The 26,452-nt window shown below is 35.9% G+C and carries 20 protein-coding genes; 15 read left to right on the top strand and 5 right to left on the bottom strand.

Translation table 11 applies throughout. From position 1 onward, the window contains the following. The first annotated feature begins 143 nt into the window (after window positions 1-143). From slyD to U9966_RS03305, 7 genes are all read left to right on the top strand, one after another. On the top strand, window positions 144-740 hold the full coding sequence (slyD, locus tag U9966_RS03335; protein ID WP_306346292.1) for a peptidylprolyl isomerase: 597 nt from the start codon (window positions 144-146) through the stop codon (window positions 738-740). A 10-nt stretch (window positions 741-750) separates the two neighbouring features. Continuing rightward, a complete protein-coding gene (glmM, locus tag U9966_RS03330; RefSeq protein WP_306346293.1) occupies window positions 751-2,085 on the top strand; it encodes a phosphoglucosamine mutase in 1,335 nt (444 codons plus the stop codon). A gap of 107 nt (window positions 2,086-2,192) precedes the next feature. Then, window positions 2,193-2,852, top strand: a complete 660-nt coding sequence (gene rpiA, locus U9966_RS03325; RefSeq protein ID WP_306346294.1) for a ribose-5-phosphate isomerase RpiA — start codon at window positions 2,193-2,195, stop codon at window positions 2,850-2,852. Window positions 2,853-2,913: 61 nt separating this feature from the next. Further along, window positions 2,914-4,146 (top strand): phosphoglycerate dehydrogenase, encoded by a 1,233-nt coding sequence (gene serA / locus U9966_RS03320; RefSeq protein WP_306346295.1) that lies wholly within the window; start codon window positions 2,914-2,916, stop codon window positions 4,144-4,146. 50 nt (window positions 4,147-4,196) lie between these two features. Then, complete coding sequence (gene proS / locus U9966_RS03315) at window positions 4,197-5,903, top strand: proline--tRNA ligase (protein ID WP_306346296.1); 1,707 nt, start codon at window positions 4,197-4,199, stop codon at window positions 5,901-5,903. A 21-nt stretch (window positions 5,904-5,924) separates the two neighbouring features. Then, the gene (locus U9966_RS03310) at window positions 5,925-6,650 is read left to right on the top strand and encodes a 1-acylglycerol-3-phosphate O-acyltransferase (protein ID WP_306346297.1); all 726 of its coding nucleotides are present in this window, start codon (window positions 5,925-5,927) and stop codon (window positions 6,648-6,650) included. A gap of 108 nt (window positions 6,651-6,758) precedes the next feature. Then, complete coding sequence (locus tag U9966_RS03305) at window positions 6,759-8,015, top strand: DUF2254 domain-containing protein (RefSeq protein ID WP_306346298.1); 1,257 nt, start codon at window positions 6,759-6,761, stop codon at window positions 8,013-8,015. Window positions 8,016-8,148: 133 nt separating this feature from the next. Here the strand turns inward: U9966_RS03305 and U9966_RS03300 are convergent, their stop codons facing one another. Together U9966_RS03300 and U9966_RS03295 are read right to left on the bottom strand one after the other, a co-directional pair. Then, on the bottom strand, window positions 8,149-9,441 hold the full coding sequence (locus tag U9966_RS03300) for an aromatic amino acid transport family protein (RefSeq protein WP_306346299.1): 1,293 nt from the start codon (window positions 9,439-9,441) through the stop codon (window positions 8,149-8,151). A 99-nt stretch (window positions 9,442-9,540) separates the two neighbouring features. Next, the gene (locus U9966_RS03295; RefSeq protein WP_306346300.1) at window positions 9,541-10,680 is read right to left on the bottom strand and encodes a trans-sulfuration enzyme family protein; all 1,140 of its coding nucleotides are present in this window, start codon (window positions 10,678-10,680) and stop codon (window positions 9,541-9,543) included. A gap of 175 nt (window positions 10,681-10,855) precedes the next feature. On the opposite strand from U9966_RS03295, the gene U9966_RS03290 reads away from it, so the two are divergent. Further along, window positions 10,856-11,317, top strand: a complete 462-nt coding sequence (locus U9966_RS03290; protein WP_306346301.1) for an Lrp/AsnC family transcriptional regulator — start codon at window positions 10,856-10,858, stop codon at window positions 11,315-11,317. A 127-nt stretch (window positions 11,318-11,444) separates the two neighbouring features. On the opposite strand, the gene hslU is transcribed toward U9966_RS03290, so the two are convergent. The 3 genes from hslU to U9966_RS03275 form a co-directional block, all read right to left on the bottom strand. After that, the gene (gene hslU, locus U9966_RS03285; RefSeq protein WP_306346352.1) at window positions 11,445-12,773 is read right to left on the bottom strand and encodes an HslU--HslV peptidase ATPase subunit; all 1,329 of its coding nucleotides are present in this window, start codon (window positions 12,771-12,773) and stop codon (window positions 11,445-11,447) included. 6 nt (window positions 12,774-12,779) lie between these two features. Then, entirely contained in the window at window positions 12,780-13,304 is a 525-nt protein-coding gene (gene hslV / locus U9966_RS03280; protein ID WP_306346302.1) for an ATP-dependent protease subunit HslV, read from the bottom strand. A 102-nt stretch (window positions 13,305-13,406) separates the two neighbouring features. Then, window positions 13,407-14,015, bottom strand: coding sequence for a YigZ family protein (locus U9966_RS03275; protein ID WP_306346303.1), 609 nt, complete (start codon window positions 14,013-14,015; stop codon window positions 13,407-13,409). A gap of 207 nt (window positions 14,016-14,222) precedes the next feature. On the opposite strand from U9966_RS03275, the gene U9966_RS03270 reads away from it, so the two are divergent. From U9966_RS03270 to mutL, 7 genes are all read left to right on the top strand, one after another. Continuing rightward, window positions 14,223-15,185, top strand: coding sequence for a TAXI family TRAP transporter solute-binding subunit (locus U9966_RS03270; RefSeq protein WP_306346304.1), 963 nt, complete (start codon window positions 14,223-14,225; stop codon window positions 15,183-15,185). A 145-nt stretch (window positions 15,186-15,330) separates the two neighbouring features. Further along, the gene (locus U9966_RS03265) at window positions 15,331-17,943 is read left to right on the top strand and encodes a TRAP transporter permease (RefSeq protein ID WP_306346305.1); all 2,613 of its coding nucleotides are present in this window, start codon (window positions 15,331-15,333) and stop codon (window positions 17,941-17,943) included. 18 nt (window positions 17,944-17,961) lie between these two features. Next, window positions 17,962-18,387, top strand: a complete 426-nt coding sequence (locus U9966_RS03260) for a universal stress protein (RefSeq protein WP_306346306.1) — start codon at window positions 17,962-17,964, stop codon at window positions 18,385-18,387. Window positions 18,388-18,857: 470 nt separating this feature from the next. Further along, window positions 18,858-21,953, top strand: a complete 3,096-nt coding sequence (locus tag U9966_RS03255; RefSeq protein WP_306346307.1) for a TonB-dependent receptor domain-containing protein — start codon at window positions 18,858-18,860, stop codon at window positions 21,951-21,953. A gap of 147 nt (window positions 21,954-22,100) precedes the next feature. Then, complete coding sequence (locus U9966_RS03250) at window positions 22,101-22,886, top strand: Slam-dependent surface lipoprotein (RefSeq protein ID WP_306346308.1); 786 nt, start codon at window positions 22,101-22,103, stop codon at window positions 22,884-22,886. 143 nt (window positions 22,887-23,029) lie between these two features. Beyond that, a complete protein-coding gene (locus U9966_RS03245; RefSeq protein WP_306346309.1) occupies window positions 23,030-24,493 on the top strand; it encodes a surface lipoprotein assembly modifier in 1,464 nt (487 codons plus the stop codon). Window positions 24,494-24,588: 95 nt separating this feature from the next. Continuing rightward, a complete protein-coding gene (gene mutL / locus U9966_RS03240; protein WP_306346310.1) occupies window positions 24,589-26,448 on the top strand; it encodes a DNA mismatch repair endonuclease MutL in 1,860 nt (619 codons plus the stop codon). Window positions 26,449-26,452: the final 4 nt, after the last annotated feature.

Raw genomic sequence — 26,452 nt, 5'->3', positions numbered from 1 at the left:
TATACTTGAAAGCAAATAGATTATACACAACTATTCAATAGTTAGAAAAATAAAGATTTTTTTCAAATGCCATTTTTTTATTCTCTAATGGTCATTAAAACGTTACAATAGACACAATTTTTACTTAAATAAAGGAATCCCTAATGAAAATTACTAAAAATACCGTACCAAGCATTGCTTACCAAGTTCGTACCCAAGAAGGTGTATTAGTTGATGAAGCACCTGTTAATCAACCGTTAGACTATTTACACGGTCATCAGAACCTTGTGGTTGGATTAGAAAATGCATTAGAAGGTAAAGCGGTAGGCGATACATTTGAAGTGCGTGTAAAACCAGAAGAAGGCTACGGCGAATACAATGAAGATATGGTGCAACGTGTGCCAAAAGATGTATTCCAAGGCGTTGATGAATTAGAAGTGGGTATGCGTTTTATCGCAGATACGGATATTGGTCCATTACCTGTTGTGATTACCGAAGTGGATGAAACCGAAGTAGTGGTTGATGGTAACCATATGTTAGCAGGACAAGAATTATTATTCAGTGTTGAAATCGTATCCGTACGTGCAGCAACAGAAGAAGAAATCGCTCACGGTCATATTCATCAGCACGGTGGTGGCTGTTGTGGACACGATCACGATGAAGAAGAACACGAATGTTGTGGTGGACACGGTCATTGTCACAGTGATGAAGAAAAAAAAGAGAAAAAAGAAGGTAGCTGTGGTTGTGGTCACAAACACTAAGGACTAAAAAATGGCAGAACGTAAATATTTTGGAACAGACGGTATTCGTGGCAAAGTTGGGCAATATCCTATCACGCCAAAGTTCATCTTAAAATTAGGTTGGGCTGCGGGCAAAGTATTAGCCAATCAAGGTTCAAAGCGAATTTTAATTGGTAAAGATACTCGTATTTCAGGTTATATGATAGAAGCGGCATTGGAAGCGGGGCTTTCAGCCGCAGGGCTTTCTGTGGCATTTACTGGTCCTATGCCAACCCCTGCGATTGCGTATTTAACTCGTACGTTTCGTGCGGAAGCTGGGATTGTAATTTCAGCATCTCATAATCCTTATGACGATAACGGAATTAAATTCTTCTCATCAAATGGTGAGAAATTACCTGATGAAGTGGAAGAAGCAATAGAAGCAATGCTTGATGAACCGATGGATTGTGTGGATTCTGCGGAGCTAGGAATGGCAAGCCGAATTACTGATGCTGCTGGACGTTATATTGAGTTCTGTAAAAGTACTTTCCCTTCACACTTAAATTTAAGTGCTTATAAAATTGTGGTGGATTGTGCGAACGGTGCAACCTACCACATCGCACCAAATGTAATGCGTGAGCTAGGTGCAGAAGTGATTGAAATTGGTACTAAGCCAAATGGTATGAATATCAATAAAGGTGTGGGTGCAACGGATATTAAGCAACTACAAGAAACCGTACTTGAACATAAAGCCGATCTTGGTTTAGCTTATGATGGCGATGGCGATCGCTTGATTATGGTGGATCATCTTGGTAATAAAATTGATGGTGACCAAATTATCTTTATTATTGCTCGTGAAGCATTGCGTGCGGGTAAATTAAAAGGGGGCGTTGTCGGTACATTGATGAGTAATATGAGCTTAGAGAATGCACTGCGTACCCTTGCAATTCCATTTGTGCGTGCCAAAGTGGGCGACCGTTATGTTTTAGAACAGTTAAAAGAAAAAGGCTGGACATTAGGTGCGGAAAACTCAGGGCATATTATTATCTTAGATAAAAATACCACTGGGGATGGCATTGTGGCGTCATTAGAAGTACTAGCGGCAATGGCATCACAAAAATTAAGTTTAAATGAATTAGCCGAAGCTGTGCCTCTTTATCCACAAGCACTTATCAATATTAAGTTTAGTGGCGATACTGATCCACTTGCAAGTGAAGAAGTTCAAAAAGTGACACAAGATGTGGAACAACGTTTGAAAGGTAAAGGGCGAGTCTTATTGCGTAAATCAGGGACTGAACCGTTAATTCGTGTAATGGTGGAATGTGCTGATGGCGAGCTTGCTCACAGCTGTGCAACTGAAATTGCAGAAGCAGTAAAACGTAATTAGTCATTTTATTTGGTAGGGGGGCATATTCCATTCGCTTTGCTCATTCAATGCTCCCCTTCATTACGTTTTAATAAAATTTAATTTATTACATTTAGAGATTAGAAATAATGGATCAACTTTCAATGAAAAAACAAGCAGCAAAAACTGCTCTAAAGTATGTCAAACCAGAAACTATTATTGGTGTTGGTAGTGGCTCAACCGTAAATTGTTTTATTGAAGCATTAGGCTCTATGAAAGATCAAATCAAAGGTGCTGTTGCCGCTTCAAAAGAGTCAGAAAAACGCTTACGTGAATTAGGTATTGAAGTCTTTGAGGCAAACCAAGTATCTAGCCTTGATGTGTATATTGATGGGGCTGATGAAATTACCCCACAAGGTTATATGATCAAAGGAGGCGGTGCAGCCTTAACCCGTGAAAAAATTGTAAGCTCATTAGCAAAAAAATTTATTTGTATTGTGGATAAATCTAAACAAGTTGATGTATTAGGTTCAACCTTTGCGTTACCTGTTGAAGTTATTCCAATGGCACGTTCTTATGTTGCTCGTCAGCTTGTTGCTTTGGGTGGTTCACCTGAATATCGAGAAGGTGTGGTAACGGATAATGGTAATGTAATTTTAGATGTCTATAATTTCAATATTATTGAACCGCTTAAAATGGAACATACGATTAACAATATCGCTGGTGTGGTTACGAACGGTATCTTTGCACAACGTTTTGCAAACATCACCATTGTCGGCTCACCAGATGGTACAAAAATTATTGAATAAGCGGTCAGATTATTATAAAAATTTACAATTTCTTTAAATGCAAACAAAACAGGATGTAATAATGACAACTCATATTTCTTTAGATAAATCAAAAATTAAATTTGTGTTACTTGAAGGTGTGCATAAAAACGCTGTTGAAGTACTAAAATCATCAGGTTATCACAACATTCATTATTATAATGAAGCACTTGATGGTGATGAATTAGTTAATGCTATCAAAGATGCACACTTTGTAGGTATTCGTTCTCGAACATATTTAACTGCAGAAGTATTATCTCAAGCGACTAAATTGGTCGCTATTGGCTGTTTTTGTATTGGTACCAACCAAGTGGATATGAATGCGGCAAAAACACTCGGAATTCCTGTTTTTAACGCACCATTTTCAAATACTCGTTCTGTTGCAGAACTGGTACTCGCAGAAATTATTTTATTAATGCGTAAAGCTGCTCAAGCAAATATGGAAGTACATAGAGGCGAATGGAATAAATCTGCCGAAGGTTCAAATGAAGTACGTAATAAAAAATTAGGTATTATTGGATATGGTCATATTGGTTCACAATTAAGTGTAATCGCCGAATCTATTGGAATGCAAGTTTATTTTTATGATATAGAAAACAAACTCCCTCTGGGTAATGCACAACAAGTACATAATTTAGATGAATTATTGTCATTTTGTGATGTTATTTCTCTTCACGTGCCTGAGAACAATTCTACTAAAAATATGATTGATGCTCAGTGTCTTAAAAAACTCAAAGAGGGGGCGGTGTTAATCAATGCCGCACGAGGAACCGTCGTTGATATTAATGCTCTTGCTGAAGCTTTAAAATCTGGGAAATTACGAGGTGCTGCTGTCGATGTATTCCCTATTGAACCCGCATCAAAAGATGAGTGCTTCACTTCACCATTATGCCAGTTTGATAATGTTATTCTTACTCCTCATATTGGTGGTTCAACAACAGAAGCACAAGCCAATATTGGTACAGAAGTTGCCAATAAATTTGTGAAATACTCTGATAATGGCTCTACTCTATCAGCCGTTAATTTTCCTGCTGTTTCCTTACCATCACACAGTGGAGCAAAAAGATTATTACATATTCATACAAACAAGCCTGGTGTAATGAATCAGATTAACCAAGTGTTTGTTAATGCAAATATGAATATTGCAGCACAATATTTACAAACAGATGCTGAAATTGGCTATGTCGTTATAGATGTTGAATCTGATGATGTAACCGAAACACTTGCTCAATTAAAAGCAATTGATGGAACAATAAAAGCAAGAGTATTACACTAGTTAAAATCAATAATAAAATTTTAAATTATACAAATAGGAATAAAAAAATAATGCGTACAACTCAATATTTACTATCTACATTAAAAGAAACCCCTAATGATGCACAGGTGGTAAGCCATCAATTAATGTTGCGAGCAGGAATGATCAGACCCTTAGCATCAGGGCTTTATACTTGGTTACCGACAGGGTTACGTGTATTAAAAAAAGTAGAAAATATCGTGCGTGAAGAAATGAATAAATCGGCGGTAGAAGTGTCTATGCCAGTGGTTCAGCCTGCGGATTTATGGATTGAATCACAACGTTGGGATGACTACGGTCCAGAATTGTTACGTTTTGATGATCGTGGTAATCGTCCATTTGTATTAGGTCCAACTCACGAAGAGGTGATTACCGATTTAGTGCGTCGTGAAATTACCTCATATAAACAGTTACCGTTAAATTTATATCAAATTCAAACCAAATTCCGTGATGAAGTGCGTCCTCGCTTTGGTGTAATGCGTTCACGTGAATTTTTAATGAAAGACGCTTACTCTTTCCATACAACACCTGAGTGTCTACAAAATACTTATGAAGTAATGCACCAAACTTATTGCAATATTTTCAATCGGTTAGGCTTAGATTTCCGTCCTGTTCAAGCTGACACAGGATCAATTGGTGGTAACGCATCACACGAATTCCAAGTATTAGCACAAAGTGGCGAAGACGATATTGTATTCTCAACAGAATCAGATTACGCAGCCAATATCGAATTAGCGGAAGCAGTGGCTGTGGGCGAAAAACAGGCACCAACCAAAGAAATGGAATTAGTGGATACACCAAATGCAAAAACCATTGCCGAAGTGGTAGAACAATTTGATGTGGCGATTGAGAAAACCGTTAAAACTTTAGTAGTTAAAGGGGCAAGCGAAGAGCAACCTTTAATCGCATTGGTGTTACGTGGGGATCACGACTTAAATGAAATCAAAGCCATTAAATTACCAGAAGTAGCTGAACCTTTTGAATTTGCTGATGAAGCAGAGATTAAAGCTAAAATCGGTGCAGGTGTAGGTTCACTAGGGGTTGTAAATATGCCAATTCCTGTGATTATCGACCGTAGCGTTGAGTTAATGAGCGATTTTACCACAGGAGCAAATATTGACGGTAAACACTATTTTAATGTGAACTGGGAGCGTGATGTTGCGTTACCAAAAGTAGCAGATTTACGTAACGTAGTAGAAGGCGATCCAAGTCCAGACGGCAAAGGCACATTATTGATTAAACGTGGTATTGAAGTAGGGCATATTTTCCAATTAGGTTCAAAATATTCAGAAGCAATGAATGCCACAGTGCAAGGTGAAGACGGTCGTCCACAAACCTTAATTATGGGTTGTTACGGTATCGGTGTTTCTCGTGTGGTTGCTGCAGCAATTGAGCAAAATCACGATGAACGTGGCATTAAATGGTCAAATGCAATTGCACCTTTCACGGTAGCGATTGTTCCAATGAATATGCACAAATCTGATGAAGTAAAACAAGAAGCCGAAGCCCTTTATGAGCAATTAAAAGCACTCAATATTGATGTGATTTTTGATGATCGTAAAGAGCGTCCAGGTGTGATGTTTGCAGATATGGAATTAATTGGCGTACCACACACCATCGTGATTGGACAGCGTAGCCTTGAAAATGGTGAGCTTGAATATAAGAGCCGTCATACTGGTGAAAAACAGATGATTGCTAAAAATCAAATGGTCGCCTTTATTCAATCTCAACTTAATTAATTGATAAAAAAGGACGAATTTATGCTCAAAATACTTAGAATTATTATTGTTGTTATTCTCGCTATTGGAATTTGTTTGATTGGCACAGTTTATTCATTATGCCGTTTTAAACATCCGAATAATGTGTGTTTTATCGTCAAAATGTTTGGCTGGTTACATCATTTTGTGGGTATTAAAGTGATTCTTCGTCCTAAAAAAGATTTTACCCAACACGCTATTTATATAGCCAATCATCAAAATAATTATGATATGGTAACGATTTCTGCAATGTTACAACCGAATACGGTTAGCGTTGGAAAAAGTAGCTTAATTTGGATTCCATTTTTTGGTTTAATGTATTGGAGTAGTGGTAATATTTTAATTCAGCGCGAAAATCATAATAGTGCAATTAAAACAATGAGCAAAGTAGCAAAAGTGATTAAAGAAAATAACATTTCTATTTGGATGTTTCCTGAAGGAACACGTAGCCGTGGGCGTGGTTTACTTCCGTTTAAACGTGGTGCTTTTCATACCGCTATCGCAGCAGGCGTACCTATTGTGCCTGTCGTATGTTCAAATACCCATAATAAAATAGACTTAAATCGTTGGGATAATGGTTACGTAATTTGTGAAACCTTAGAACCAATTGATACCGCTGGCTACTCTCGTGAAAATATCAAAGAATTAATCCAACTTTGTTACGATAGAATGGATGCAAAAATTAAAGTGCTTAATCAAGAAGTCGCAGAATTAGAAGCAAAAGCTTAAATTATCGCTATATTTACACACCCTGAAAGTAATAATAATTTTTAGGGTGTTTTTTATACGTTCAATTTAGAGTATGATAGGGTTTTCTAAAATAATTTTATAAATATTATGTACCGTTTTTTACTTTGGTTAAAGCAACCAAGCAATACATTATGGGTTAAGCCTACATTAGGGGCTTTATTAGCTCTAATCATTGCTTTCTCTTCTTATTGGATTGATCGTTGGTTACCTGCTCAAACTCTACCTAAAATTAATATAGATATTGTAGATGACTTATTAAATATTATCGCCTCCAGTATGCTAGCAGTAAGCACCTTCTCTCTTTCAATTATGATTGCTGCCTTTAGTTCCGTCGCCAGTAATGCCACACCTCGAGCAACAGAGTTAATTATTGCCGATGGTACTACTCGAACAGCAATTTCTAGTTTTCTTTCTGCGTTTATTTATGCAGTTATTGCTAAGATATTATTAGGACTCGGTATTTTTGGCACAAATGGGCTGTTTATTCTATTTGGTTGTATTGTTATTTTATTATTATATTTAGTGGTAGTTTTAATTCGTTGGGTACAAACTCTTTCAGGATTAGGGCGTTTAAAAAACACCTTAGATCGTATTCAACAAAAAGCCACTGAATCATTACGTGATTATCGTAATAATCCAAATTTAGGTACTGCCGCCAAAATTACTGAATTAAAACAAGTAAGATCAATTTATTCTCAAAAGATTGGTTATTTAATTAATATAAATCTTTCGGGCTTGCAGCACTGGGCTGAAGATAACGATTGCTATTTACATATTATGGTACGAGTAGGGAACTGGCTAATGCCAAATAAAGCAATGGTATTAGTGCAACGAAATCATTTTGAGGATATTGATTTTGATGAAATCAACCGTTTCTTTATTGTAGATTCACAACGTAAATTTGAACAAGATCCAAGTTTTGGTTTATCTGTTTTAAGTGAAGTTGCACAACGAGCCCTTTCTCCTGCAATTAATGACTCAGGTACAGCATTAACAGTATTAGCGACTCTTACACAATTACTGACTGAAAAACCAATCGAAAAAGATGACGATAGAAACTTTGATCGTTTAAGTATTGTTCCATTGGATGAAGGGATTTTTATTCAAGAATCAATCCGCCCTATTGCACGAGACGGTGCAACAAATATAAATATTGGGATTGCTATTTTAAAAACTCTTGCCACTATTTACCATCAAGCGCCAACCGTTGAGCTTTCACTTGCGGCACAAAAAGAAGCAGAAAATACTTTACAACGTAGTATTGAAGCACTTAATTTTGAAAATGATAAACATCTTATTAATGATCTCTATCAACAACTTTTTGGGTATAAATTAAGCCAGTAAGCGGTCACATTTTAAGAGAAATTTACACAATTGAAAAAAAATAAAAAGTTGCTTAACTCCTTATAAAATAAGAAATTAAGCAACTTTTTTGATTATTTAAAATAGTGAAAAAATTTACTGCTAATCTCCAAAACTAAATAAAAGCAAGAAATGGTGAAATACAAAGGAGTATTCCAGTAAAGATAATCACATTTGTTGCTAAGCCTTTATAGTGGTGTAAGTGTGGCATTTTATATACAAGATATGCAGGGATTAAACAGCCAACTAAACCAAAAATTGGACTACAAATTGAGGTAAAGTTAAGGATTGGGAAGTTGGTAACGATTGTTCCCCAGCAAATAAGAATGATAAACGCAACTACCAGTTTCTCAATTAATGGCTTGTTGATCTCTTCTTCTTTATATTTACGTAGTAACACATTCATTACAAGACCAACACACGCTTCTCTAAAACCTAAAAATACCCCAAAGAAAGAAGTCACAATCGCAAAAATATTAATCACAATGCCTGTAATAGTTGCCCAGCTACCTGGTATAAATTGAGCAATAATGGCTAACGATGAAATATTTTGCTCTTTGGCACTGATGGCTTGTTCTTGGCTGATTGCTAAAGTAAATGAAACTGCATAGAAGAATACCACCACAAATAAAATCACAAACGAAATACGCATTGCTCGTGATGCTTTATAGCGAGCCACTTCAACAGATTTTTCGTGTGATCGATAAGAAATCACCATTGGGCTTAATGACTGTAAGAATAAAATAGACGTTAGAGTAAATGGAAGGGTTATGATGGCATCTTTTATCATTGTTCCCCAGTTTCCAACGGCTGGAAGATTTGAGAGATCCCAACGTGATACAAGTAGCACCCCCATTATCCCCACAAGAGATAATACCGTCACCGCCATAAATCCAGATAATTTAAAGAGTAATTTTTCTCCTTTCGATGCAATAAAAGAAAGTACACAAACCAATCCTAATCCATAAAACATATTATCACTTAACTTGGTTTCAGTAATACCAAAGGATTGCAAGTAAGAGGCACTGTCATTAGTGACGGCTAATGAATAAATTAACACCCAAATGACAAGCATAATAAAATAAAGAATACCTAACGCTACCCCCCAGTTTTTACCAAGATAGTCAGAGATAATTCGAGGATAATCCGTACATTTTTTTGATTCAGCGAGAGTATTTATAAAGAGATTTTGGAAGAGATATAAAGCAGGATAACCAATGATTGCGGAAAGAAGAAAAACCCATATTCCCATTATACCAACTTGGACTGGGAGAAAGACAATCCCTGCACCTATCGCCATCCCGATACTCATCACTATCCAACCGATATCGACACTATCAAACTTAATGGCTTCTTTCCATTGCTGTCTGGTCATACCTGCTTTTTCATAGTTTTTTTGATTGCTCATATATTGCTCCTTATAGGATTTACATTTTAGTCTTGTGAAATTTTATTGAACATCTGTAAATATAGAAACAAATGTTCAATTTACCACCTTATAAAAACACTAGATATGATCCAGTGCATTTTTGATATCATCAATCAGATCGTCTGGATCTTCAATACCGACGGATAAGCGAACCAATCCTGCTGTAATTCCTTGTTTTAATCTCTCTTCTTCAGGTACACTGGCATGTGACATTTTTGCAGGATAAGATAAAATAGATTCCACGCCTCCTAAACTCACTGCAACAATAGGATATTTTAAGGCTTCTGCAAATTTCTTCATATTTTCAATACTACCCAAATCAAAAGAAAGCACTGCCCCACCACTTGATGCTTGTTTTTTGTGAATTTCATAGCCTTCGTGACTTTCTAAACCGGGATAATACACTTTTTTAACTTTAGGATGGATTTCAAGAAGTTGAGCAATTTTTAATGCCGTTTGAGTACTTTTCTCCATTCGAATAGCCATCGTTTTGATACCTCGCATCACCAACCAACTTTCTTCAATACCCGGTAATCCGCCAAGCATAATTTGTTGTTTATGCAATTTTTCATAAAGTTCATCATCATTCACCGCTACTGCACCTAAAATGACATCGCTATGCCCATTTAAGAATTTAGTTGCACTTTGAATAACAATATCTACCCCCATTGTCAGTGGATTTTGATATTGTGGTGTCATAAATGTATTATCAATAGCGGTCAAAATATTATGCCTTTTTGCAATTTCAACCACACCTTGAATATCGGTAATTTTTAAAGTCGGATTAGACGGCGTTTCCATATAAAAGGCTTTGGTATTCGGTTTAATGGCATTTTCCCATTCAGCAAGATTCGTTTCATCAACAAAGTTCACTTCAATCCCAAAGCGTGGTAATGCCTCATTGACTAATTGAAATGTGCCGCCATAAACATCTTTACACATCACAATATGATCACCTTTTGAGAACATCAAAAGTACCGCAGAAATTGCCGCCACCCCAGACGCAAAAGCCACCGCATATTTGCCTTGTTCTAGGCTAGCGATGGCTTCTTCTAATGCAGAACGAGTTGGATTACCAAATCTTGAATACATATATTTCTGCATATTATCAATTTCTTTCTGATGAAAGGTTGATGCTTGGCAAATAGAAATGGATGATGCCCCTGTTTCAGGATCGAGCATATTATAGCCGTGTAAAACTTGTGTTCCAAATTTCATAAAACCACCTCTTTTTGTTTATTAATTATCATAATAGTTGTGATTATACTCTTGAAAAGTAAAAAAAATTTTCTCCATTTTTACTTGATTTCCATAAATTTTAAAATAAAATTCTAAAATATCTTATATAGAAAGAATATTTTTCTACAACTAAACTGACTTGCGAGGTAACAAAGTGTACAAACTTGATAAAATAGATAGACAAATTTTAAGACTATTACAAAAAGATGCCTCTATTTCGATTACAGATTTAGCTGAAAAGGTCAACTTAACCACCACACCCTGTTGGCGACGCATTCATCGTCTTGAAGAACTTAAAATTATTAGTAATCGAGTTGTATTGGTAGATGCAAATAAAGTGGATTTAAGTCTTATTGGCTTTGTTCGGATTAAAACCAGTGATCATTCTGAGCATTGGTATCACAAGTTCTCCAAAACAATTATAGACTTTCCTGAAGTCACGGCTTTTTATCGAATGGCAGGAGAATATGATTATTTAATGCAAGTACGAGTGAAAGATATTCACACTTTTGATATTTTCTATAAAAAATTAGTAAGAGAAGTAGAAGGTTTAACGGATGTCACTTCTACCTTTGCAATGGAAGAACTAAAATATACTTATGAATTACCAATTTAAGAAGCGGTACGATTATTTTCATTTTTTGCAAATTTTTGATCAAATCTTACCGCTATATTTAGCCACTTAGTTCTATATAACGTAACGGACGGATAGTTTGCTAATGCCGCCCCTACAACGTTTTTAATTATAAAATATAACGACTTAAATCTTCGTTCTCAACCACATCATCTAACTCTTTGGCAACGAAGTCTTGGTTGATTACAATTTTATCCCCTGAGCGTTCACTCGCATTGAAAGAAATATTATCCATTAAACGTTCTAATACGGTATGCAGACGTCTTGCCCCGATATTTTCGGTTTTCTCGTTTACGTGGAACGCTGATTTTGCGATTCGGCTGATACCGTCTTCGGTGAACTCAATCTCAACGCCTTCTGTTTTCATTAACTCTCTGTATTGTAAGGTTAATGAGGCATTTGGTTCGGTTAAAATACGTTCAAAATCGTGTTCTGTTAGGGATTTTAATTCGACACGGATTGGTAAACGACCTTGTAATTCAGGCAATAAGTCTGACGGGCGAGCCACTTGGAATGCACCTGAACAGATAAATAAAATATGATCCGTTTTTACAATGCCGTGTTTAGTGTTTACTGAGCTACCTTCAATGATTGGCAGTAAATCACGTTGTACCCCTTCACGAGATACATCGCCACCGCTATGCTCTGATTTTTTACAAATCTTATCGATCTCGTCGATAAACACGATACCGTGTTGTTCCACCGCTTCAATCGCTTGCTGTTTTAATTCTTCTGGATTAACCAATTTTGCCGCTTCTTCGTCAATTAATACTTTAAACGCATCTTTGATTTTCATTTTGCGTTTTTTCTTTTTGCTTGGCGATACGCCTTCAAACAGGGATTGTAATTGCGATGTCATCTCTTCCATTCCGGGTGGTGTCATAATTTCTACACTCACTTGGGCAGCGATATCAATTTCAATCTCTTTGTCATCTAATTGACCTTCACGTAATTTTTTACGGAAGATTTGACGAGTAGAATTACTGCTGTTACTTTCTTCACTATTGCCCCATTGGTCTTTTGCTGGTGGAAGTAATACATCTAAAATACGCTCTTCCGCTGCTTCTTCAGCACGGAAACGATTTTTTTCGATCGCTTGTTCACGCACTAATTTCATTGAAACATCAGCTAAATCACGAATAATCGCATCAACTTCCTTACCCACATAACCCACTTCGGTAAATTTGGTTGCTTCCACTTTCACAAAGGGGGCGTTGGCTAATTTTGCTAAACGACGTGCAATTTCCGTTTTACCCACACCGGTTGGTCCAATCATTAAAATATTTTTTGGGGTCACTTCTTGACGTAGATCTTCTGGTAACTGCATACGACGCCAGCGGTTACGTAATGCAATCGCGACGGCACGTTTAGCTTCTTTTTGCCCGATAATATGAGCGTCTAATTCTGATACAATCTCACGAGGTGTCATTGACATAATCTGTTCCTATTTTTCAATTTCTTCAATAATATGGTTGCTGTTGCTGTAAATATCGATTTCGCCCGCCACTTTTAATGACTCCGCAACAATCTCTTTGGCTGATAATTCACTATTACGCAATAAGGCTAATGCGGCTGATTTTGCAAAATTACCGCCAGATCCAATCGCTAATACGTCACTTTCTGGCTCAATCACATCGCCACTGCCTGAAACTAATAAAAATTCGCTTTCATTAGCGACAATCATCATTGCTTCTAAACGGCGTAATGCACGATCTGAACGCCACTCTTTGGCTAATTCTACGGCGGATTTCACTAAATGCCCTTGATGAAGCTCTAATTTTCGCTCAAACAATTCACGCAAAATAAAGGCATCTGCCGTTGAACCTGCAAACCCTGTGATCACTTTATCTTGATACATTTTACGCACTTTTCTTACTGTGCCTTTTTCCACACAGTTACCGAGCGTGGCTTGACCATCGCCCCCCATCGCTACTTTGCCATCACGACGTACACATACAATAGTTGTCATTGTTATTCCTTATTTTTCAAAAAACTGCTTATTAGATTGTGATTAAATTTAAGATTTCAAGGGGAAGAAGAAATTTTGTAAATTTTAATCAGAAAGTAACCGCTATTCCATCTCAATTAAGTTTAATTGACCAGAAAATCGTTCGGTAATGGCTTGTTGAATTTCATCAAATTCAGTGGGATTAATACCTAATTCTATAACAACTTTATCGCTAAATTGTTGGTCATAAATTTCAATATCCATTGTGCTAAGCAGGTTTTGTAGTGAGTTAAATTGATCGTATTCACATTGTAAGCGGTATGATTTTCTTAAAACTTTGCGAATTTTTTCTACTTGCTTTAAGGCTTGCTGTACACCGTTTCCGTAAGCCCGAACTAATCCACCTGTGCCTAATTTAATGCCGCCAAAATAACGTACTACCACAACACTAATTTCACCCATTCCACTGCCTAACAGATGATTTAACATTGGTTTTCCAGCCGTGCCTTGTGGTTCACCATCGTCAGTAAAACCATATTGTTGACTATCTGTCGGTGAACCAGCCACAGCCGCCCAACAGTGGTGGCGTGCATCAGGATAAGTGGTTCGCATTTCGGTTAAAAAAGCCTTAGCTTCTTCAATACCTTCTGTATGACGAATATAGGTAATAAAGCGACTTTTTTTAATTTCTTCTTCAAAAACAACTTCAAATTTGGGTATATAATATTCCATTTGAGCCTAAAAATATTTCTTCAAAAAATGTTCATTTTTGTGATCATAGCCTAATTTTTGAAAATTATCGACGCATTTAATGGTTCTTTTTACTGTTTTACTTGCAAAACAAATACTTTTTTAGTATACATTTAAATGTTATATTTTTGTAAAAACAGAAAGTGATAATACAACATTATTTTTAAATAAAAAACAGAGGGTAATTTAATGAAAAAATTATTAAAATTTTCTTTAGTAGCAGGACTAGCGATGAGTGCAATTTCTGTTCAAGCTGATGAAAAATTTGTGACTATCGGAACAGGTGGTCAAACAGGTGTTTATTATGTAGTCGGTCAGTCGGTATGTAAATTAGTAAACCGTACCACGGCAAAAACAAATGTAAAATGTAATGCACCATCAACTGGCGGTTCTGTGGCAAACTTAAATGCCATTGCAGGTAATCAAATGCAAATGGGGATTGCTCAATCAGATTGGCAATTCCACGCTTATAATGGTACAAGTTCTTTCAAAGGTAAAAAGAACGATAAATTACGTGCTGTATTCTCAATCCATCCAGAACCATTTACGGTAATGGCTCGTGATGATTCAGGTGTTCAATCATTTGATGATCTTAAAAATAAACGTGTAAATGTAGGAGACCCAGGTAGTGGTACTCGTGCAACAATGAAAGTTGTTTTAGATGCCAAAGGTTGGACAGAAAAAGAATTTAAAGTCGCATCAGAATTAAAGGCGTCAGAAATGGCTTCTGTAATGTGTGATAACAACTTAGATGCGATCACTTATAATGTTGGACACCCAAATGGTGCATTAAAAGAAGCGGCAGCATCTTGTGATGCACATTTAGTACCTGTTACAGGTAAAGCAATTGATAAACTAATTGCTGATAATGCTTACTATGCGAAAGCAACTATTCCAGGTGGATTATATAAAGGTTCTGATAAACCAGTAGATACTTTTGGTGTATATGCAACTTTAGTCACTTCAACAGATGTTGATGCAGACAGTGTTTATGCCGTAGTTAAAGCGGTGTTTGATAACTTTGACCGCTTTAAGCGTTTACACCCAGCATTTGCAAACTTGAAAGAGCAAGATATGATTAAAAATGCTCTTTCAGCGCCTCTTCACGAAGGTGCGGTACGCTATTATAAAGAGCGTGGTTGGTTAAAATAATTCAATTATTTGTTTTATTAAATCATAATTGAGAGTAAAATTCTCATTATCTGAAAATTTCACAAATTTTCTTTCCCCTCAATCTTTAACCAGATTGAGGGTACTCATTTCCCCTTATAACTTGATTTTTACGAGAAAGCATTTTATGTCTGAAATAAATAAAGTAGATTATGACGATCTGCAAGATATGGTAGCATCTAATGATGCTGGTGGTCGTAATCCTTATGGATTTACTAAAAAACTGATTATTGTAACTGCTATTTTATGGTCGGTATTCCAACTTTATTATAGCTCACCTCTGGCTTATACCTTACAGGAGATGGTAAGGGCAGCAGGAATTGATATAAACGTAGTTATTGATGACACCAAAGCACGCTCAATTCACCTTTCTTTTGCACTATTCTTAGGATTTTTAACCTTTCCTGCTTTTGCTACTTCGCCAAAGCACAGGGTTCCTTTAATAGATTGGACGTTTGCCTTAATGGGAGCATTCTTAGGTTCTTATTATTTATTCTTTTATGAAGAATTAGTCACTCGCTTTGGGGCACCAAATTTACAAGATATTATCGCTGGTTGTATGGGGATTGTTTTACTGCTTGAAGCAACTCGCCGTACTTTAGGGCTGCCTTTAGTCATTATTGCTGCAGGTTTTCTACTTTATAACTATTTTGGGCAATTTTTCCCAAGTAGCTGGATTGTCAGCCATCGTACAGGTACGCTTTCCCATATTATTAATCAGCAATGGATAACGCCAGAAGGAGTATTTGGTGTTGCGTTAGGCGTATCGACTAAATATGTTTTCTTATTTGTTTTATTTGGTGCATTGCTTGATAAAGCGGGGGCAGGAAACTATTTTATTAAAACTGCTTTTGCATACTTAGGGCATTTGCGTGGCGGTCCAGCAAAAGCTGCCGTTGTTGCCTCTGGATTAACAGGGTTAATTTCAGGATCTTCAATTGCAAACGTAGTAACTACTGGAACATTTACTATTCCAATGATGAAACGAGTCGGTTTTTCATCAGAAAAAGCAGGTGCTGTAGAAGTTGCCTCCTCTGTAAATGGTCAAATTATGCCACCTGTAATGGGTGCGGCTGCATTTTTAATGATTGAATATGTTAATATGCCATACAGTGAATTGATTACTCACGCTTTCTTGCCTGCATTAATTTCGTATATCGCATTAGTTTATATTGTTCATTTAGAAGCGTGTAAACTTAATTTAACTGGACTTCAAAGAACGGATCCTGCTCGTCCATTATTCGTTGCCATTATACGAGTATTAGCAACATTCTTGAGTGTTTGTATTCTTTATTTTGCCGTTAAATTTGGATTAGGTTGGATAAAAGAGATTGCACCAAATTCTGCCTTTATGATTATAATGGTATTATTAACCCTCGCTTATTTAGGATTAATTTACCGAGTTGCACAATTCCCAGAATTAGAAATTGATGATCCGACTTCTAAAATTGTGAAACTGCCATCAGTTAAACCGACCGTAAATTCAGGGTTACACTTTTTACTGCCAGTAGTCGTATTAATCTGGTGTTTAATGATTGAACGCTTATCACCAGGATTATCTGCATTTTGGGGAACATTAGTACTTAGCTTTATTCTTGTGACTCAAAGAACATTATTAAACTTCTTCAGAAAAGAAGTATTTAACCCACTGTCTTTAAAATTAGGCGTAAAAGATCTCATTGATGGTTTAGAAACTGGAGCCAGAAATATGATCGGTATTGGCATTGCCACAGCAACAGCAGGTATTATCGTAGGTGTTGTATCGTTAACTGGTTTTGGAGTACAACTTTCTGGCATCATTGAAGCTCTTTCAATGGGTAGCGTGTTAATTATGCTGGTTCTTGTTGCTGTCTTTAGTTTAATTTTAGGAATGGGATTACCAACTACGGCAAATTATGTCGTGGTATCCTCACTTATGGCGACGGTTATCGTAGAAGTTGGGCGTCAAAATGGCTTAATTGTACCTTTAATTGCGGTACATTTATTTGTGTTCTATTTTGGAATTATGGCAGATGTCACCCCACCTGTTGGACTGGCTTCCTTTGCAGCAGCGGCAGTTTCAGGAGGAAATCCGATTAAAACAGGGTTGGTTGCATTTTTCTATAGCTTAAGAACCGCCATTTTACCGTTCTTATTTATCTTTAATACTGATTTATTATTAATTAATGTAGGTTGGGCTAAAGGTATACTGGTCTTTATTATATCTACCACCGCAATATTACTCTTTACAGCCGCCACTATGAATTTCTTTATTACAAAAAACAAGAAATGGGAAACAGTGGCGTTAATTCTATCTGCATTTATCTTATTTCGCCCAGCTCTCTTTATGGAGCAAATTTCACCAAGTACAAAAACAATTGAAGCAACTCAGTTTGTACAACAGCTTGAAAACGCATCAGCAGGTGAAAAAATAACACTACAAATTGCAGGGGTTAACCCTTATGGTAAACCAATAGAATTTTTCTCAGAATTGGACATTCCTGATGTAAACGGACAAACTCGTCTTAAAGCCTTAGGATTAGAATTGTTAGAGCAAGAAAATAAAGTGATTGTGGATATGGTTGATGTGGGTTCACCGGCAGAAAAAGCTGGGTTAAGTTGGGATCAGGTAATTTTAAGCGTAAAATTACCACAAGCTTCACTACCAAAAGAACTAATGTTTATTCCAGCATTATTACTCGCTTTATTTGTGGGCTGGAACCAACGACGTCGTAGAAAAAACGCAGTAGCAACAAACTAAAGTAATCAAGGATTAACTATGTATAATAAAATTTTAATTGTTATTGATCTTGGCGATATAGAAAAAGCGTCAGAAATGGTAAAAACTGCACAAGATCTCACCGCTCATAACCCAAATGCTATTTATCGAGTGGCAACCGTGATAGAACCATTTGATGGAAGTTTTATCTCTTCTTTTTTACCACAAGGTTTTGATAAATCAGTGATCTCAGAAGCGAATAAAATGCTACACGAGTTTACAAAACAACATTTTCCGAAAGGAGCAAAAGTGCAACATATTGTTGCTCACGGCACAATTCACGAAGAAGTTAATCGAATTGCTCACGATAAAAGTATTGATTTAATCATTATGTTAGCTAAGAAAAAAAGAACCTCTAAAGGATTAAGCTCTGATACTGTAAAAGTGGCACGTTATAGTGAAAAACCGATGTTGTTATTGCGGTAATATACTTTTTTTTAATTTTATTGATGTGTCTCTAAATAGTACACTAAATATTAGTATCAATAAAAAAAGCAGGGGCTCCCCTGCTTTTATTATATTAAAACCACTATTAAATTAGGTTTGTAATCTTAATTTTGTGTGGTATTTTTATAATAACTAACCCGCTTATTTAGTTTAATTGTTTCCCAATCTATACAATCCAACACATATTCAAAAGAAGAATATTGTTAATATTCCGCCAATATTTTTCTACTAATTGCTATTATTCACGTTATAGTAATATTTACTTTTTACCAGATATCAGCTTATTTAAAGAAAATATTTCTATTTATCAATTCTCATAAACAAATATCACATACTTGATAAGAATAAATATCAATCAAATAATTAGCAAACTCAACCAACGCAATTGACAATGGTTCGCATTAACGTTAATCTCGCGTATCTGTTAAATTGAGATCAAAGAGGATGTTATGAAAAAAAATTTGTGTTTGAATTTTATATCGACTGTACTTATCGTAACAAGTACTTCAGCACAGGCTGTTGATATTCTTAATAACCAATCATCAACACTAGGCACGATAACTGTTACAGATAAAGCAGAAAGTATTGATGAGCAAAAAAAAGATGAAGTTTATCAGCGTGATATTACCAATATGTACGCCGATAAAGAAACCGTTGAGCGTTATAAAGGTGCTGCACCAGCCGATTTATTCCAAGGGTTTAATGGTGTTTATAGTGGTGACGCTCGCAACAGTGGTGCAGTTGACCCCAATATTCGTGGTATTCAAGGGCAAGGAAGAATTCCTGTTACTGTTGATGGTACAGAGCAAGCCGTAACAACGTGGCGGGGCTATAATGGTGCAAATAACCGAAATTATCTTGATCCTAATTTAATTAGCGGAATTACTGTTGAAAAGGGCCCTTCTACTGCTTCTGGCAATATGTCTGGTATTGGTGGAGCAGTTAAAATGCGAACTATTGATGTCGATGATATTGTGAAAGAAGGAGAAAAATTTGGAGCTGAATTAAAGTTAGAAACGAGTAACAATTCTGTAAAAGAAAGAATACCAGATTATCAATGGGGAGAGGATTATCGCTTAACAGGTAATCCTGATATATTTGGTGATTTCTCACCAGTCACGCTTGTGGAACCGAAGAAAAAAGGTAAATTTTTTAAAGATAATGCAGTTCGTTTAGCGGTTGCGGTTAAAGAAGATAAATATGATTTCTTAGCTGCTTATAGCTATCGTTCTAAAGGAAACTATTTAGCAGGGAAAGGTGGTTATCATAAATATGAAGGGAAAATCAATGACAAATGGGGGCGAGAATTATCTCAGATCGAGCCTAATTTACCGTTTGCCGCTTCAGTTTATAAACCGCATACTGAAATTCCAAATACATCCAATGAAATGAAGTCTTATTTATTAAAAGGCTCACTAAAATTAACAGATAATCAAAGAATTAAACTTGGTTATCGTCATACTGATATTAATTATGGCGAGATTATGCCATCACGTTTAGATTTTAAAAGCTTTGTTGGTTGGGTTCCACAATGGCCTTTAGCGCATGTAAAACAAGATGCTGTTAATGTAAATTATAATTTTAATCCTGATAATCCATATATTAATTTAAAAGCAGGAGTTTGGTATAACAAAACCATTAGTGATACCAATACCTCAGGTGGAAATCCACGTGAACCCGCAGGTGAACCAGATTGGGGAAAAGATAGCTGGTTTATAAGAGTTTCAAATGAGTGTTTTCGTGGGTATCACCCTAATAGTGACCCACATCATCAGTTTGATTATGATAAGGAATGCGTAAAAAAAATTGGGGCTGAGGCTGCGAAAAAAAATCCAAATACCAATGGTCAATATAGTTATGTTAATGCTGCAAAAGTAAATGCATATAACACGCGAAAAGGCTTTAATATTAGTAATAAAATGGAGTTAACAGATAAACTGAGTGTAACTGTATCTGGTTCTTTCCAACAAGAAAAATTAACCAGTAATCACTTAAAAGAAACCGCAAATCCAAGCTCAACGTGGGAAAGCCCTCCTCGTTTAGGTCGTCGTCAAGAATGGGATATTACAACTAATTTTAACTATCGCCCAACAGATTGGTTAATTTTAACTGCAGGCGGTCGTTATAATGAATATTGGTCTTATGATGATTATTTAGATAAATTATTAAAAGAAGATAAGTTATACAAAAATGAAGATGGCTCTCCTCGTTATATGACGGAAGGAAAACGCTTTAATTATTCAGAGCTTTTTTCTCAAGAAGATTTAGATAAATACAACGAAATTACAGAAAAACAAAATGAATATAAGTCAATGAAAGGTAAGAATGGTTATTTAGTTATTAAACCTAAAGTTAGAATAAATGGACGTAGAAGAAAGAATCCAGACTTTGATCCTGATATTCATCGTGCATATCGTGATTTAGGTAAGCAAAAACCTAAACTAAATATGGATGATGGTACTTTTTCAAGTAATTCATCAACGATTGACTGGAAATACAGAAAAGATGGTCGTTTACATCGAGAAGATAATCCTTTCTATAATGGTACCTTAAAAAATAAAATGGTTAAAAATTTAGTTACTGGGAAAATGGAACCAAAGTATAAAATTACTGGTGCAAATTCAATGGATAGACCAATTGAAGAAAAGGAACAATTAAAATCAATAAAAAAACAACGTGCTCACGCATTTAGTCCTTCATTTTCTGCTACAGCATTTTTAACAGATCATTCCCGTGCTTGGATTCGTTATATGCAATATAGCCGTATGCCAAGTATTTTTGAAACAACGGTTGGTTTTTCTGCATCCGCAGGCAGTGTGGCAACTTATGATCGAGCATTAAAAGCTGAAAAAGCTAAAAATATTGAAATTGGTTATGCTTATGATTTATCACATTTATTTGATAATGAGGTGAAATCGGATGTTAAATTAAGTTATTACCATAACGTCACTAAAAATGTCATTGATCGTGATACCAATTTTAGTTTTATACAATTTGATAAACGAACTCTAGAAGGTATTGAATTACAAAGTCGTTTTGATAATGGACAATATTTTGCTGATTTTGGGGTTGAATATCATTTAAAAAATAAGGTGTGCGATGCAGATACAGCAAATATGTTAGATCCAATCTTACAACGAGTACCGAATTGTATTACTGCGGGTTTCCCTATGGGCTATTTAAGAACTCAACTTCAACCAAAATACTCTATTACTGCGAATTTAGGCGGACGTTTCTTTGATCGTAAGTTAGAGCTTGGCACTCGTTGGTTATATCACAGCAAAGCGAAGAATAAAGATGAAAATCGCTTGTATGAAATTGATCAAAAAGATGGTTTTGTAAGCGGTTTAGGAATGAATAATCCAATGTATTGGCAACCAGTGTTAACGGTGGATGCCTATGCAAAATATAAATATTCAAAAAATGTAACATTAGAGTTTGTGGGAACAAACTTAACTGATCGTTACTATCTTGATCCTATGACTCGTTCAATGATCCCAGCACCGGGAAGAACCTTTAAATTAGGATTAACCGCAAGTTTTTAAAAAGTCAGCAATGATTTTTTAGAAAAAAAGACAGTAAAACGACCGCTAAATCTATTTTACTGTCTTTAAAAAGAACGCTACTTTTAAGAAAAAGTAGAATCATTTTAACCGTGGAAAATATCCACAAATTTATTATAGGAGATTTTTATGAAGAAATCACTTTTAGCAACTGTTGTATTAAGTTCATTATTTGCTGTTAGCACTGCCAGTGCTGTTGTGACTTCCGATCTTTCAGATAAGACCAAAGGTTTAGAGCTTGGAGCCTCTCCAGAGCATAATGGTTTATTTCATAAAGATAAAGCAGGCTATCCAGGTATTAAAGTTACTGCAGTAAAAGATAAAATTACAAGTTTTAAATCTTTATCTGGTGTGGCCAAAAGAGTGCAATGGATGAAAACTTTTGGTGGTGTGGATCGTAATGATGTAGTTGTTCTTAAAATGAATAATATGCCAGATTGGGTACCAGGATTTCATAATAAATTAGGAAATTATGCTTTTAAACAGGTTGGCTCTCAAGAACTTTACTTTGGTGAGTGGGTGGCAAAAAATGCAAATCCTAAAACTGATCGTGTCGTTTATTACGCAGGTAATGAAAAAACACAAACAATGCCAACCAGTGGTCAAGCAGTGTATTCTGTACAAGGTATTAACCAAAATAATGACTTAAATAAAGCATTATTAAAAGGTGAATTTACCGCTGATTTTGAAGAGGGTCTACTTGATGGAACTATTACAAAAAAAGGCTTAACTATTGAGGTATCAGCAGATATTTATGATGATGCAAGTTTTGATGGTGACGCAACAGCAAATGGTTCAGTAGATGGTTCAGCTAAAGGTCATTTCTTTGGAAAAGATGCTTCAGCTCTAGCAGGTTATACGAAATTTGAAGGTAATAACCAATATGATACGGCTTTTGGTGGTACTAAAAAATAATTTGAGCATTATTTAATTATTGATAGAGATCGAGTTTACTGGATCTCTATTTTTTCATTGCGAATTAAACATATTATAGCGGTCACATTAATAATAAAATTTGCAAATTTATTTTTATTATTGGATTAATACTCGGGGAATATATGAGAAAATATTATTGGGTGCCTTTTTTAGGTGCGATGTTTATACCACAAGCAATTGCACAGCAATATCAAGACAACTCGCATAATCAAGAGAGTATTCAGCTATTACAACAGTACCAACAAAAAGTGCAACAGCAACAACAAGAGTATCAACAGCGTAAAAATGAAACGTCACAAAATGAAATTACTCTCAGCGGTAAAAAGTTTGAGGTAGAAAATAATGTAAATGCTGTTGGACAGGCGTTGTATATTTCGCTAAACCAAGAGTTATGGGATTATGCGGAGAAATTTTTAGCTCAATATCTACAATTTGCCGATCATAAACCACCGCTTGTTTTATTTGCAAAAGGATTGTTAGCAAGGAAGCAAGGAAGTCTTGAACAAGCCGAGCTTTATTATCAGGAACTATTAAAACTGGATCCACAATTTTTACGTGGGCAGTTAGATCTTGCGAGAATTTTATTTGAAAATCATAAAAATAATGAATCGACATCGCTATTTGAAAAAATTACCCAATTAGAATTACCTCAAAATCTATATCAAACCATTGGTGGCTATCAGCAAGCTTTATCCAAACGGGAAAGTTGGCAAGGCGGATTGAGTATCGGTTATCAATATAATCAAAATATCAATCAATCATCACAAAAAGAAGAATGTTTACTTTCTTTGAATAATCAATGTATTGAAAAACAATCTTCTCCAAAGTCAATTAATGCTCAAGGTTGGCATTATGATGCAAATATTCGTAAACAAACTTCATTTGTTGCAAATCACGGTCTAGCATTTTCATTGAATAGTTATGGTCAATTTTATCCTCACTATCGAAACTATAATGAAAATACCGTTAAAACGTCTTTAGGTTATCACTTCCAAAATGCGAAAACAGAATTAACCATTGCACCTATGTTTGAATATAATGTGTTGCAAAATCATCGTAATTATCACGCTTGGGGCGGACGTATTAATTTTTCACAAAATTTGTCACCTCGTCATCATTTAAACTTACAATTTGAACAGAAGAAATTCTATTATAATAGTGAACAACACTCTCTTGAAAATGCTTATTTAAGCACTTTATCTGGAACTTGGTATTATTTACTTAGCCCAAAAACAACCTTATTTAGTGGTTTAGATTTTGCATATCGTCACACGCTACAAAAAGAGAAAAATTATCAAATGGCAGGGCTACGCTTAGGTTTTAATCATCAATTTGATTTTGGATTAAACACCACTTTTTTAGCCTTACTTAAACATTATCGTTATGAGAAAGATTATGGCGTGATATTTAAGGCAAGAAGAGAAAATTTACAAACTTATTTAGCTATATTTAAAATGCCAAAATGGAATTTTAAAGGCATTGTACCGAGTTTATTGATTAAACATAGTCGCAATAAAGCAAATAATGACACGATATTTTCTTATAAACAAAGTGAAGTGCAAGTAAATTTTGAATGGCAGTTTTAGTATCAATTGATTGTTTAAGCAAAAAACAGGGTATGCCCTGTTTCCAGAATTTATGCTAAAATCCAACTAATTATCTTCTGAAATCTAAAAATAAAATGACACAAACACACCTTATCAATATTTTGCCCCCTCAACTTGCCAACCAAATTGCGGCGGGGGAAGTGGTGGAGCGACCAGCTTCTGTGGTTAAAGAATTAGTAGAAAATAGCCTTGATGCAGGGGCGACTAATATTCAAATTGATATTGAAAAAGGCGGATCGCAGTTGATCCGAATTCGTGATAATGGCTGTGGTATTGCAAAGGTGGATCTGGAATTAGCCCTCGCTCGTCACGCCACCAGTAAAATTGCGAGCCTTGAAGATTTAGAGGCGATTTTAAGTTTAGGTTTTCGTGGCGAAGCGTTGGCAAGTATCAGTTCGGTGTCTCGTTTAACTCTCACATCACGCCCTGAAAATCAAACGGAAGCGTGGCAAGCCTATGCACAAGGGCGAGATATGGCGGTGGAAATTCAGCTTGCCTCACACCCTGTCGGCACAACCATTGAAGTGGCAAATTTGTTTTTTAATACGCCTGCTAGACGTAAATTTTTACGTACCGATAAAACAGAATTTAGCCATATTGATGAAGTAGTTCGTCGTATTGCATTGGCAAAACCAAGCATTACCTTTACCTTGACCCATAACGATAAAAAAATTCGCCATTATCGTGGCATTGCTCAGCACAATTTAGAGCAACAGCAAAAGCGTGTGGCGGCAATTTGTGGTGAGAATTTTATTCAAAATAGCGTGCATTTAGATTGGCAACACGGGGATCTTCATTTGCAAGGTTGGATCGGCTCGCCTACGATCGCAAGAACGCAAAATGATCTCAATTACAGCTATGTAAACGGCAGAATGATGCGTGATAAAACCATCAACCACGCTATCCGTCAGGCTTACGGCGATTTACTCGCCAAAGATTGTTACCCAAGTTTTGTGCTATTTTTGGATTTAGATGCAAGCCAAGTGGATGTGAACGTTCACCCTGCGAAACACGAAGTACGTTTTCATCAAGGACGACTCGTACACGATTTTATTTATCAAGGTATTGCAAATGCTCTGCAAGAGCAAGTAAATTTACCCTTAACAGATAATCAAGTGAATGAACCGATTCCAAGTTACACCAAAGATACCAACCGAGCCGCAGCAGGCAAAAATATTTTTGCGGAGCGATACCAAGAGCAGTATCAAGAAAATTATTCACAGGGACTGAGTTTTCAAAGACCGTCAAGTTCTTATACTTCACCAAGTGTAAGTAAATCCTCACAACGTCTTTATGGCGAGTTATTACAAAGTGGCTCGGAAATCTCTCGACCTTCGGAAATGAAGCGGTCGGATTTTAGTGAAAATTTACCAAAAATGGATAATTTGCAAAAAACCGCAGAAATCACACCGCTTACACAATCAAGTTCTGATTATATTCAAGCCCTTGCGATTGTGAAAAATAAAGCCTTGTTGTTGAAGAAACAAGAGTCCTTTTATTTAGTACCGTTAAAAAAATTAGCAGAATTAAAATTACAAGCTGAGCTGAAAAAAACAGAAACCAAAGTCTTGTTGATCCCATTAAGTTTAACCCTCGATGAACCTCAAACTATTGCGTGGCAACAATGTGAGCAACAACTTACTATGCTTGGTTTTGAAATTATTGAAAAACACTGGCAAGGACAAACTCGCTTAACCATCAACAAAGTGCCACAATGTTTACGAGAGCAAAATTTACAACAATTATTACTCAATTTATTCAATCAACAAGCGGTCAGTTTAAGTGAATTTTTTGCAAAAAATTGTGTCAATCACACCGCTTGTAATTTAAGTGATTGCATTACCCAACTCGCAGAAATTGAGCAAAATTTAATGACCAAACAACAGCTAGAACAAAGTTATATTGAAGTGGATTTTGGACAGTTTTTGGAATAAAAAA

The organism is Pasteurella atlantica, from assembly GCF_963693435.1.
GTDB classification, from domain to species: Bacteria; Pseudomonadota; Gammaproteobacteria; order Enterobacterales; family Pasteurellaceae; genus Phocoenobacter; species Phocoenobacter atlanticus.
The sequence above is the reverse complement of the archived record's forward strand: the minus strand, read 5'-3'. Positions and strand labels throughout refer to the sequence as shown.